9 protein-coding genes are annotated in these 12501 nt (G+C 64.2%); 6 read left to right on the top strand and 3 right to left on the bottom strand.

Annotation, left to right across the window (positions count from 1 at the left end; genetic code table 11):
- Window positions 1-21: 21 nt before the first annotated feature.
- On the bottom strand, window positions 22-399 hold the full coding sequence (locus NKJ58_RS07940; RefSeq protein WP_023725729.1) for a COG4315 family predicted lipoprotein: 378 nt from the start codon (window positions 397-399) through the stop codon (window positions 22-24).
- A gap of 217 nt (window positions 400-616) precedes the next feature.
- Between NKJ58_RS07940 and NKJ58_RS07935 the strand changes: the two genes are divergently transcribed.
- The 4 genes from NKJ58_RS07935 (at window position 617) to NKJ58_RS07920 (ending at window position 5731) form a co-directional block, all read left to right on the top strand.
- Window positions 617-1366, top strand: coding sequence for a cytochrome c biogenesis CcdA family protein (locus NKJ58_RS07935; RefSeq protein ID WP_023725730.1), 750 nt, complete (start codon window positions 617-619; stop codon window positions 1364-1366).
- Between the two features lie 122 nt (window positions 1367-1488).
- Window positions 1489-2862 (top strand): bifunctional UDP-N-acetylglucosamine diphosphorylase/glucosamine-1-phosphate N-acetyltransferase GlmU, encoded by a 1374-nt coding sequence (gene glmU / locus NKJ58_RS07930; protein WP_352518650.1) that lies wholly within the window; start codon window positions 1489-1491, stop codon window positions 2860-2862.
- Window positions 2863-3056: 194 nt separating this feature from the next.
- Window positions 3057-4880, top strand: a complete 1824-nt coding sequence (glmS, locus tag NKJ58_RS07925; RefSeq protein ID WP_023701181.1) for a glutamine--fructose-6-phosphate transaminase (isomerizing) — start codon at window positions 3057-3059, stop codon at window positions 4878-4880.
- Between the two features lie 92 nt (window positions 4881-4972).
- Entirely contained in the window at window positions 4973-5731 is a 759-nt protein-coding gene (locus tag NKJ58_RS07920; RefSeq protein WP_027050381.1) for a DUF502 domain-containing protein, read from the top strand.
- On the opposite strand, the gene recG is transcribed toward NKJ58_RS07920, so the two are convergent.
- Complete coding sequence (gene recG / locus NKJ58_RS07915; RefSeq protein WP_352518649.1) at window positions 5683-7791, bottom strand: ATP-dependent DNA helicase RecG; 2109 nt, start codon at window positions 7789-7791, stop codon at window positions 5683-5685. The genes NKJ58_RS07920 and recG overlap by 49 nt on opposite strands.
- Window positions 7792-8099: 308 nt before the next feature.
- On the opposite strand from recG, the gene NKJ58_RS07910 reads away from it, so the two are divergent.
- Window positions 8100-8387, top strand: a complete 288-nt coding sequence (locus tag NKJ58_RS07910; protein ID WP_023738963.1) for an FAD assembly factor SdhE — start codon at window positions 8100-8102, stop codon at window positions 8385-8387.
- Window positions 8388-8397: 10 nt separating this feature from the next.
- Window positions 8398-11889 carry a transcription-repair coupling factor gene (mfd, locus tag NKJ58_RS07905; protein WP_352852923.1) on the top strand — a complete coding sequence of 1164 codons (3492 nt, stop codon included), beginning with the start codon at window positions 8398-8400 and terminating at the stop codon, window positions 11887-11889.
- Here mfd and NKJ58_RS07900 read toward each other — a convergent pair.
- A complete protein-coding gene (locus NKJ58_RS07900; RefSeq protein ID WP_502902277.1) occupies window positions 11886-12494 on the bottom strand; it encodes an AraC family transcriptional regulator in 609 nt (202 codons plus the stop codon). The genes mfd and NKJ58_RS07900 overlap by 4 nt on opposite strands.
- Window positions 12495-12501: the final 7 nt, after the last annotated feature.

Below are 12501 nucleotides of genomic sequence, written 5' to 3'. Positions count from 1 at the left end.
GCGGGATAGAGGTTCGGACGATCAGTCGGCCTTGACGATGTGCCAGACTTCGCCGACGCCGTCGCCCGTGATGTCACCGGCCTTCTTGTCCTTGATGAAGGTGTAGACCGGCTTGCCGTCATAGGCCCACATCTTGGTGCCGTCGGTGCGGTCGACGATGGTCCATTCGTCGTCCGCCTTAGCGCCGTCCTCGGCCTTCAGCGGCGGCCAGTTGGTGGCGCATTTGTCGTAGCAGTTGGTCTTGCCCTTCTCGTCCTTGTCATAGGTATAGAGCGTCATGCCATTGGCATCGGTGTAGATCTTGGTGCCACCGACTTCGGCTTCCTTCCACGCTTCGGCGGCGAAGGATGCGGCGGTGCTGAGCAGAAGGGCGGCCAGGCCGACGGTGATCGTTTTCATGGAAATCTCCCTGGTGATCCGACGAAGCGCGCAGAAATCGCGGCTTCGCTCTGTGAACGCTCGGCGAGGGACATTTCTTCCCCGGCTTGGTCAACTTGGGATTGGCCGCCAACAATTCGTCCGCCGGACCGTATCTGTAGCCAAATGCCACACGATGGTGATTGGCGAACACGGGTTTGCACCGCTATATCGGCGCCAGGGAATCTGGAGTTCTGGAATGCCATTGGACGTCGGCTATGTCAGCGCGGTCGGAGCGGGGGCGATCTCGTTCCTGTCGCCTTGCGTGCTGCCGCTGGTGCCTCCCTATCTCTGCTACATGGCCGGCGTGTCGGTCGACGATTTTCGCGGTGACGATGCCGGCGTCACGGCCAAGGCCGGCGCCCGCGGCGCGCTCATCTATTCCTCGCTCGCCTTCGTACTCGGTTTCTCCACCGTGTTCGTGGCGCTTGGCGCCGGCGCCTCGACCATCGGCCACTGGCTGCGCGTCTGGCAGGAGCCGCTGGCGATGGCTGCCGGGGTGCTGATCATCCTGATGGGGCTGAATTTCCTCGGCATCCTGCGCATCCCGCTTTTGTCGCGCGAGGCGCGCTTCCAGTCGCAGGGCAAGCCCGCCAGCATGGTCGCCGCCTATGTCATGGGGCTGGCCTTCGCCTTTGGCTGGACGCCGTGCATCGGCCCGGTGCTGGGGCCGATCCTGACCTTGGCCGGCGGCCGCGAGACGGTGGGCGAGGGCGCTCTTCTGCTTGCCGCCTATTCGCTTGGCCTCGGCATTCCGTTCCTGATTGCTGCCCTGTTCTCCGGCGCCTTCATGCGCTTCCTCGGCAAATTCCGCGTCCATCTCGGCCGCGTCGAAAAGGCGATCGGCGCGCTGCTGGTCGTCGCCGGGGTGTTCTTCCTCACCGGCGGCGTGCAGACGGTGTCCTACTGGCTGCTGGAGACCTTTCCGCTGCTGGGCCGGCTGGGGTAGAGATCCGCTGATCGAGAGTGAACTGCCTCATCACCTCACCGGAATTTAACCCCATTGGTGCAGCATGGCGCCAGATGCTACCACTCTGCGATTCCTGATCCCATTCATACGGTTGTCCTTCCATGAGCCAGAGATCCTGCTTGTCCGTCATTCTCGCCGCCGGTGAAGGCACGCGCATGAAGAGCGCGATGCCGAAGGTGCTGCACCAGATCGCCGGACTGCCGATGGTCGCCCATGTGGTGAAAGCGGCCGAGGCCGCCGGCGCCCGCAGCCAGGCGCTGGTGATCGGCCATGGCGCCGATGATATGCGCAAGGCGGCGGCGAAATTCGCGCCCAAGGCCGAGACGTTCGTGCAGGAGAAGCGGCTCGGCACTGCGCATGCCGTGCTGGCTGCGCGCGATGCGATATCAAAGGATTATGACGATATTCTCGTGATGTTCGGCGACACGCCGCTGATCGATGCTGAAGCCCTGGTGGCCGCGCGGCAAAAGCTTGCCGATGGCGCGGCTGTTGTGGTGATCGGCTTCCGCCCGCCCAGCCCGGCCGGCTATGGCCGGCTGATCGAAAAGGGCGGCAAGCTCACCGCCATCCGCGAGGAGAAGGACTGCTCCGCCGAGGAAAAGAAGATCGGCTTCTGTAATGCCGGCATGATGGCGGTGGCGGGCAAGCATGCGCTCGAACTGCTCGACAAGGTCGGCAACAAGAACGCCAAGGGCGAGTTCTATCTCACCGACATCGTCGAGATCGCCAGTGCGAAAGGGCTCGATGTCGTTGCCACCGAAACCAGCTTCGAGAGTGCGCTAGGCATCAACAACCGGGCCGAGCTGGCGCAGGCGGAAGGCATCTGGCAGGTGCGCCGGCGCTACGAGGCCATGCTGTCGGGCGTAACGCTGATCGCGCCGGAGACGGTGTATTTCTCGCACGACACCGAAATCGGCGCCGACACGATCGTCGAGCCCAATGTCTGGTTCGGCCCGGGCGTGAAAATTGCAACCGGGGCCAAGATACACGCTTTCAGCCACATAGAGGGCGCCACCATCGCCTCCAATTGCGACGTCGGTCCGTTCGCGCGGCTCAGGCCTGGCGCCGATCTGAGGCAAAAGGCCAAGGTCGGCAATTTCTGCGAGGTCAAGCAGGCGGTCATCGAGGAGGGCGCCAAGGTCAATCATCTGACCTATATCGGCGATGCCCGTGTGGGCGCGGGGGCCAATATCGGCGCCGGCACCATCACCTGCAACTATGATGGTTATTCAAAGTTCTTCACCGATATCGGCGAGGGTGCCTTTGTCGGCTCGAACTCGTCGCTGGTGGCGCCGGTTTCCATCGGCAAGGGTGGCTACATCGCCTCGGGCAGCGTCATCACCGAAAGCGTGCCGGACGATGCGCTGGCCTTCGGCCGCGCCCGCCAGAAGACCATTCCCGGGAAAGGCAAGGAATTGCGCGAGCGCTTTGCCTCGGCCGCTGCGGCGAAGAAAAAGGCCGGCACCGACCATTAACCGCCGAAGCAATTGAACAACCGAGGAATTGCGGTAACCGGATTGCAAGAGCGGTGTGTCATGGTGCATCGGGTTGAGAAGCGTTCCGTTACACCAGACGAAATGCAAAGTGACTTTCGCGGCGGGCCGGCAATCCCTAGATAACGCTGGTTTTCCATCGGGACTGGTTTTCCAGGTGAATCGGGGGCAGGCGCATGTGCGGTATCGTCGGAATTGTCGGCCAGAGCCAAGTCGCGCCGCTCATTGTCGATGCTTTGAAGCGGCTTGAATATCGTGGCTATGACTCCGCCGGAGTCGCCACCGTCGAGAAAGGTGCGCTCGGCCGCCGCCGCGCCGAAGGCAAGCTCATCAACCTCGAACGCCGGCTGAAGGAAGAACCGCTCGACGGCACCATCGGCATCGGCCACACGCGATGGGCGACCCATGGCGTGCCCAACGAGACTAACGCCCATCCGCATTTTTCCAACGGCGTCGCCATCGTTCACAACGGCATCATCGAGAATTTCGCCGAGTTGCGCGATGAGCTGATCCGCGACGGCTATTCCTTCTCGTCGCAGACCGACACCGAGGTCGTAGCGCATCTGGTGGCGCGCGAACTGGCCAAGGGGCTGAAGCCGATCGAGGCCGCGCACCAGGCGCTGAAGCGGCTGGAAGGCGCCTTTGCGCTGGCCATCATGTTCACCGGCGACGAGGACCTCATCGTCGGCGCCCGCAATGGTCCGCCTCTGGCCGTCGGCCATGGCGATGGCGAGATGTTTCTGGGCTCCGACGCCATCGCGCTGGCGCCGTTCACCAATTCCATCACCTACCTCGAAGACGGCGACTGGGCGGTGGTGCGCCGCGATGGCGTCACCATCTTCGACATCGACGGCAAAGAGGTTGCCCGCAAGCGCCAGCAATCACTGTCGACCAGCTTCATGGTCGACAAGGGCAACCGCCGCCATTTCATGGAAAAAGAAATCCATGAACAGCCCGAAGTGATCTCGCATACGCTGGCGCACTATGTCGATTTCGTCTCTGGCGTGTCGAAGCCGCTGGAACTGCCGTTCGACTTTGCCAAGATTGGCCGGCTGGCGATCTCGGCCTGCGGCACCGCCTATCTAGCCGGCCTGATCAGCAAATACTGGTTCGAGCGCTATGCGCGGCTGCCGGTCGACATCGATGTCGCCTCGGAATTCCGCTACCGCGAAATGCCGTTATCGGCGGATGATGCCGCCTTCTTCATCTCGCAGTCCGGCGAAACCGCCGACACGCTGGCCTCGCTGCGCTATTGCCGCAAGGCGGGCATGAAGATCGGCGCCATCGTCAATGTGCGCGAATCGACCATGGCGCGCGAATCCGACGTCGTGCTGCCGACGCTGGCCGGGCCGGAGATCGGCGTCGCCTCGACCAAGGCTTTCACCTGCCAGCTTTCGGTGCTGGCCTCGCTGGCGGTGCGTGCGGGTGTGGCGCGCGGCACGATCTCGAAGGATGAGGAAAAGACGCTGGTGCGCGCTCTTTCGGAGGCGCCTCGCTACGCCAACCAGGTACTGAAGCTCGAAGAGCAGATCGAGCGCATCGCGCGCGAAATCTCGCGCTACAAGGACGTGCTCTATCTCGGACGCGACACCAATTTCCCGCTGGCCATGGAAGGCGCGCTGAAACTCAAGGAAATCTCTTACATCCATGCCGAGGGTTATGCCGCGGGCGAACTGAAGCACGGGCCGATCGCGCTGATCGACGAGAACATGCCGGTCATCGTCATCGCGCCGCATGATCGCATCTTCGAAAAAACCGTGTCGAACATGCAGGAAGTGGCGGCGCGCGGCGGCAAGATCATCCTGATCACCGACGCCAAGGGCGCGGCGCAGGTCAGCGTCAAGACGATGGAGACGATCATCCTGCCCGACGTGCCGGAAATCATCTCGCCGATCATCTATGCGCTGCCGATCCAGATGCTGGCCTACTACGCCGCCGTGTTCATGGGGACGGACGTCGACCAGCCGCGCAACCTGGCGAAATCGGTGACGGTGGAGTAGTCGGCGCTCATCGGGGGTCTAAAAAACTTCGCAGTTCCAAAGCGCCGTCCGCTTCACTAGTGTGGCGCTGCAACCCGCGTCCCCGGTGAACCATGTCCGATGCTCCCAGAACTTCAGGCATGACCCGGCTGAGGAACTATTTCCTCACAGGCTTTATCGTCTGCGCGCCGCTGGCGATCACCGCCTATATCGCCTGGTCGTTCGTCGGCTGGGTCGATTCCTGGGTGAAGCCGTACATTCCGGCGCGCTACAGCCCCGACACCTATTTGCCGTTTCCGGTGCCCGGCTTCGGCCTGATCGTGGCGCTCGTGCTGATCACGCTGATCGGCTTCATGACCGCCAACATCGTCGGTCGCGCCATCGTCAATTTCGGCGAACGGCTGCTTGGCCGTATGCCGCTGGTGCGCGGCATCTACGGTTCGCTGAAGCAGATTTTCCAGACGGTGCTGTCGAACAAGGGCGATATGTTCCGCCAGGTCGGGCTGGTCGAATATCCGCGAAAAGGCGTCTGGTCGCTGGTCTTCGTCGCCAGCGAGAAGGAAACCGAGATCAACCAGAAGCTCGACCATGCAGGCGACCCGATGATCGCCGTGTTCATGCCGTGCACGCCGAACCCTACCACCGGTTTCCTGATGTACGTGCCGAAATCCGACATCGTGCTGCTCGACATGACGATCGAGGACGGCGCCAGGCTGATCGTCTCGGCCGGGCTGGTGGCGCCCGAAGTCAAGCCGAAAATGGTGACTATGAACGGCCAGCCGATCGACGGAGATCTCGCCAACCCGCCGCTTGGCGCTTTGGCTCAGCCGGCACGCAAGAGCCGCACGGCCTCGTCGCGGCCGAACAAATAGAGCAGCAGCCGCAGCGCCTCGCCGCGCTCAGACTGTAGTTCCGGATCACGCGACAGGATCAGCCTTGCATCGTCGCGGGCTGCTTCGAGCAAGTCGGCGTGCACCTCGATGCGCGCCACCTGGAAGCCCGGCGTGCCGGACTGGCGGGTGCCGAGCAATTCGCCTTCGCCGCGCAGCTTCAGATCCTCTTCGGCGATCAGGAACCCGTCCTCGGTCTCGCGCATCACCGACAGCCGGCGCTTGGCCGTTTCGCCGAGCGGGTCCTTGTAGAGCAGCACGCAGGAAGAAGGCTTGTCGCCGCGGCCGACGCGGCCGCGCAACTGGTGCAGTTGCGCCAGGCCAAAACGTTCGGCATGCTCGATGACCATGATGGTGGCGTCCGGCACGTCGACGCCGACCTCGATGACGGTGGTGGCGATCAGGATGCGGGTTTCGCCGGCCTTGAACGCGCGCATCGCCTCGTCCTTTTCGGCGCCCTTCATGCGGCCGTGGACGAGGCCGATGCGATCGCCGAACAAGGGCTGCAGCGAGGCAAAACGGTCCTCGGCCGACATCAACTTGATCTCTTCGGATTCCTCGACCAGCGGGCAGATCCAGTAGATCTTCTGGCCGTCGGCAACCGCGTCCAGCATGCGACCGACCAGTTCGTCCAGCCGTTCCAGCGGCAGCGTGACGGTGCGGATCGGCTGGCGGCCGATCGGTTTTTCCGTCAGCTTGGAGACGTCCATGTCGCCGAAGGCGGTCAGCACCAGAGTGCGCGGGATCGGCGTCGCCGTCATCACCAGCATGTCGGGGGCGTCGCCCTTGGCGGTGATGGCAAGCCGCTGGTGGACGCCGAAGCGGTGTTGCTCGTCGACCACGGCAAAGACGAGGTCGTGATAGGCCACCGTTTCCTGGAACAGCGCATGGGTGCCGACGACGATGTCGATCTCGCCGCTGGCGAGACCTGATAGCGTTTCAGTGCGTTCGCGGCCCTTTTCGCGGCCGGTCAGGATAGCGACGCGCAGGCCGGCCTGTTCGGCCAAAGGCGTGATCGTCGCCAGATGCTGGCGCGCCAGGATTTCGGTCGGCGCCATCAAGGCCGCCTGGCCGCCGGCCTCGACTGCGCGCCCCATGGCCAGCAGCGCCACCACCGTCTTGCCGGAGCCGACATCGCCTTGCAGCAGGCGCAGCATGCGCTCGGGGTCGGCCAGATCGGCATTGATTTCGGCAAGCGCGAATTCCTGGCTGCCGGTCAATGAATAGGGCAGGGCTGCGCGCAGTTTCTCGACGATGCGACCGTCGCCGATGAGCGGCCGGCCCGACAGGCGGCGCACTTTTGCCCGCACCAATGCCAGCGAGACCTGGCCGGCGAGAAGCTCGTCATAGGCAAGGCGGCGCCATGCCACCCCCTCGATGGCGACATCGATCGGGTCCGCGGGATAGTGGATGCGGGCGAGCGCGTCGGCGAAGGCGGGGAAAGTCTGCTTGCGCATGAAGGCGCCGTCCTGCCATTCCGGCAATTCCGGCAGCCGGCCGAGCGCCTGGCCGATGGCGCGGCGCAGCACCTTGCCCGACAGGCCGGCGGTCAGCGGATAGACCGGTTCGACCAGCGGCAGTGTTTCCGCCTCGCTCACCAGGGCGATATGGTCGGGATGGACCATGGTCGGGCGGCCGTTGAACCATTCCATACGGCCGGAGACGACGACATGCTCGCCCACCGGCATCGCTTTTTCGAGATAGGCGGCATGGGCGTGGAAGAAGGTCAGGCCGATCTCGCCGGTGTCGTCATGGGCATAGACGCGGTAAGGCACCGACCGGTTGCCGCGCGGCGGCGGCTGGTGGCGGTCGATTCGCACGTCGAGTGTGACGATGGCGCCTGCAGGCGCAAGCGCGATGCCGGGACGATTGCGACGGTCGATGACGGTGTGCGGCAGCACGAACAACAGGTCGCCCGCGCGCGCCGGCCGTTCGCCGAGATCGGCCGCCACCACCTTCTCGATCAGAGCGCCAACCTTGGGGCCGACGCCGGCAAGCGAAGTGATGGGGACGAAGAGAGGGTCGAGGAGGGAGGGGCGCATGCCTTTACCCTCCCCCCTGTGGGGAGGGTCGATCCGCGAAGCGGAGCGGGGTGGGGGTAGGTGCGCGTCTAACTTCAGAAGAAGGCGGCGCACCAGCGCCGCACCCCGTCTCACCCGCTTCGCTTTGCGAAGCGTGCTCACCGACCCTCCCCACAAGGGGGAGGGTGAAGTGCGGGCGGTGTCCGGCACCAGCGTTGTCAGGAGTGTTCTTCACACCCGGGATGTTTAGTCGCCCACCGGCCTGTTGCAAGGCTGACACCGCCCTCTATCCACGCTATATGCGCCGCACCAAGCAGGGATGCGGCACGATGACCGGGACGAAACGATCGAGCGAGGGGCTGGATATCAGGCGTCGCAAGCTGTTGTTCCGCTCCTGGCATCGCGGGATGCGCGAGATGGACCTTATCCTCGGTACCTTTGCCGACAACGAAATCGGCGCCTTGACCGGCGATGAAATCGACCAATATGAAAAGCTCCTCGACATTCCCGACACCGAATTCCTGCCCATGGTCACCGGCGAACGCCCGGTTCCCGGGAATATCGACTGTGCCGTCCTGCAAAAGATCCTGGCATCGCGCCGGACCATGACATTTTAAACGTGCAACCATGAGCCTCATTCCCAAAATCGGCCTGCCGAAAGGCCGCGCCGGCCAGTTCATCGTCGACGGCGTTGCCGATGGCTACGAAGCCTTTGCGCTGGTGCAGGCGATCCATGAGATTGCGCCTGACAAACCCGTGCTGTTTGTGGCGCGCGACGGCCAGCGCCTGCCGTCGATCATCGAGGCGCTGACCTTTGCCGCCCCCGGCCTGCCGGTGCTGGAGTTGCCGGCCTGGGATTGCCTGCCCTATGACCGCGTTTCGCCAGGCTCCGATGCCGCTGCCAAGCGGCTCGATGCGCTGACGGCGATGATCGCGCTGGCGAAAAAGCCGCATCGCGCCGTCATCCTGACCACTGCCAATGCGCTGCTGCAGCGCATTCCGCCGGCCGATCTGGTCGAAGCGCAGACTTTCCACGCAAAGCCCGGCAACCAGATCGACATGAACGCGCTGGTGTCCCGGCTGGAGATTTCCGGCTTCGAGCGGGTGCCGACGGTGCGCGGTATCGGCGAATTCGCCGTGCGCGGCGGCATCCTCGACCTCTACGCACCCGGCTGGACGGAAGCACTGCGGCTCGATTTCTTCGGCGACACGCTGGAATCGATCCGCGTCTTCGACGCCGCCACGCAGCGCACCACCGGCCAGCGCAAGTCGATGGCGCTGCAGGCGATGAGTGAAGTGGCGCTGACCCCCGAAACCATCAGCCGCTTCCGCCGGTCCTATATCGAAGCCTTTGGCGCACCGCAGCGTGACGACGGGCTTTATGCGGCGGTGAGCGAGGGCCGGCGCTTCGCCGGCATGGAGCATTGGTTGCCGTTGTTCTACGAGCGGCTGGAGACGGTATTCGATTATCTGCCTGATGCGCCGGTGATCTTCGACCACCTGGCGCACGAAGCGCTGGCTGAGCGTCACACGCTGATCCTCGACCACTACGAAGCGCGCCGCAAACAGGCCGACGCCGCCTTGAAGGACGCCGTGCCCTACAAGCCGGTGGCGCCGGACCTGCTCTATCTCTCACCGGAAAACCTCGTGGCGTCGCTCGGACCGCGCGAAGCCATCGACTTCACCGCCTTCGACGCGCCCGATGTCGGGGCCAAGAAGGTCTTCCATGGCGGCTCGCGCCATGGCCGCAGCTTTGCCGAGGAACGGGCTGACCCAAACATCAACGTCTTCGATGTCGCCGTAAAACACATCGCCGACGAGCGCGCGGCGCGCCGGCGGGTCATCGTCGCCGGTTGGACCGAAGGATCGCTCGATCGGCTCGGCCAGATCCTGGCCGAGCATCATCTCGGCAATCTGGTGCCGGTGGCGACGTTGGCCGAGGCGGAAAAACTCGAGCCGGGCCAGGCGGCGCTTGCGGTGCTGCCGCTGGAATCCGGCTTCGAGACCGAACAACTGGTCGTCGTCGCCGAACAGGATATTCTGGGCGACCGGCTGATCCGGCGCTCGAAGCGCAAGAAGCGCGCCTCCGATTTCATCGCCGAGGCGTCGTCGTTGTCGGCGGGCGACATCGTCGTCCATGCTGATCACGGCATTGGCCGTTTCATCGGCCTGCGCACCATCGAGGCGGTCGGCGCGCCGCATGATTGCCTGGAAATCCACTATGCCGGCGACGACCGGCTGTTCCTGCCGGTGGAAAACATCGAGCTTCTGTCGCGCTACGGCTCTGACACAGCCGAGGCGACGCTGGACAAGCTCGGCGGCGGCGCCTGGCAGTCGCGCAAGGCGCGGCTGAAGAAGCGCCTGCTCGACATGGCCGGACAGTTGATCCGCATTGCCGCCGAGCGCCAGATGCGTACCGCGCCGCCCATGGTGCCGGCGGAAGGGCTTTACGGCGAATTCTCGGCGCGCTTTCCCTATGAGGAGACCGACGACCAGCAGGGCGCGATCGATGCCGTCGTGGACGATCTCGGCGCCGGCAAGCCGATGGACCGGCTGATCTGCGGCGATGTCGGCTTCGGCAAGACCGAAGTGGCGTTGCGCGCCGCCTTCATCGCGGCGATGGAAGGGTTCCAGGTCGCGGTCGTGGTGCCGACGACGCTGTTGTCGCGCCAGCATTTCAAGACTTTTTCGCAGCGCTTCTCCGGCCTGCCGATCCGCGTCGGCCAGGCCTCGCGGCTGGTCGGCGCCAAGGAACTGGCGGAAACCAAGAAAGCCATCGCCGAGGGGCAGGTCGACATCGTCATCGGCACCCATGCACTGCTCGGGTCGGCGATCTCGTTCAAGAATCTCGGCCTGCTGATCATCGACGAGGAGCAGCATTTTGGAGTCAAGCACAAGGAACGGCTGAAGGACCTCAAGACCGACGTCCACGTGCTGACGCTGTCGGCGACGCCGATCCCGCGCACGCTGCAGCTTGCCTTGACCGGCGTGCGCGAACTGTCGCTGATCGCCACGCCGCCGGTCGACCGCATGGCGGTGCGCACCTTCATCTCGCCTTTCGACCCGCTGGTCATCCGCGAGACGCTGCTGCGCGAACGCTACCGCGGCGGCCATTCCTTCTATGTCGTTCCGCGCATCAGCGATCTCGCCGAAATCCATGATTTCCTGCGCGAATCCGTCCCCGAGCTGAAGGTGGCGGTGGCCCATGGCCAGATGCCGCCGGGCGAACTCGACGACATCATGAACGCCTTCTATGACGGCCAGTACGACGTGCTGTTGTCGACCACCATCGTCGAATCCGGGCTCGACATTCCGACCGCCAACACGCTGATCATCCATCGCGCCGATATGTTCGGCCTGTCGCAGCTCTACCAGCTGCGCGGCCGCGTCGGCCGTTCCAAGGTGCGGGCATATGCGTTGTTCACGCTGCCGGCCAACCGCAAGCTCACCGACACGGCCGAGCGCCGGCTGAAGGTGCTGCAGTCGCTGGACACGCTTGGCGCCGGGTTCCAGCTCGCCAGCCACGACCTCGACATCAGGGGCGCCGGCAATCTACTCGGCGAAGAACAATCCGGACACATCAAGGAGGTCGGCTTCGAGCTTTACCAGCAGATGCTGGAAGAGGCGGTGGCCGAGGTGAAGGACTCCGGCGAGGTCCAGGACGGCGGCTGGTCGCCGCAGATCGCGGTGGGCACGGCGGTCATGATCCCGGAAAGCTACGTGCCGGACCTGCAGCTCAGGCTGGCGCTTTACAGGCGCCTTGGCGATCTCGAAAATACGGAGGAAATCGACGCCTTTGGCGCCGAGCTGATCGATCGATTCGGTCCGCTGCCGGAGGAAGTAAAACATCTGCTCAAGATCGTCTTCATCAAGGCGCTCTGCCGCAGGGCCAATGTCGAAAAGCTCGATGCCGGCCCCAAGGGCGTCGTCATCCATTTCCGCAAGCGCGAGTTTTCCAACCCGGTCGGGCTGGTCAAGTACATCGGCGAACAGGGCTCGCTGGCCAAGATCAGGGCCGACCACAGCGTGGTCTTCATCCGCGACTGGCCGACAGCCGAGAAGCGTCTGGCGGGCTCGGCTGTCGTCATGACGCAGTTGGCGCGGCTGGTGGCCACCTAGACTTTCGGATGGAAATTCGACTGCAACTGCAGGTCGGATGCCGAGAACGTGCCGGCGCCGACGATGACGTGCCCGGCAGGCACGGTGAAGCCGCGCGCGGCGCCGGCGCCTTTCAGCAATCCGGCCCGGCGGTCGGGGTCGGACTCACGAAAACTGCCGCCCGGTTCCAGCCGACAACTGTCGACGGTGATCGCGCCGAGAAGCTGGCTGCCCGAACCGAGCACCGTCTCACCGAACACCGCCGCGCCGCTGAGATAACGGCCTTCGTCGCCGATTTCGATCGAGGCTCCCGGCCTGTTGGCCTTTGCAGTAAAACCGCCTTCGCCAAACTGGTTGCGTGAGCCGACGCGGATTGCGCCGGCGGATGCTTCGAACAGCGTGTTGGCGTGGAAAATGTTGGCGTCGCCGATCTCCAGCGTCCCACTGTCGGTGCACAACAGGTAGACGCCGGGGAAGAAGACGTTGCTTCGCCCGATGACGGCGCGTGCGGAAATCAGCGTGGAGTAGGGGTCGTAGATCACGTTGCCGCGCTCGGACAGGCCAACCACCTCGTCGATCGTCAACAGGCCTTGCTCGCGGCGCACGCGGTCAAGGTAGGCGGACACGGACATA

The sequence above is a fragment of the Mesorhizobium sp. M0139 genome, from assembly GCF_040322455.1.
GTDB lineage: Bacteria > Pseudomonadota > Alphaproteobacteria > Rhizobiales > Rhizobiaceae > Mesorhizobium.
The sequence above is the reverse complement of the archived record's forward strand: the minus strand, read 5'-3'. Positions and strand labels throughout refer to the sequence as shown.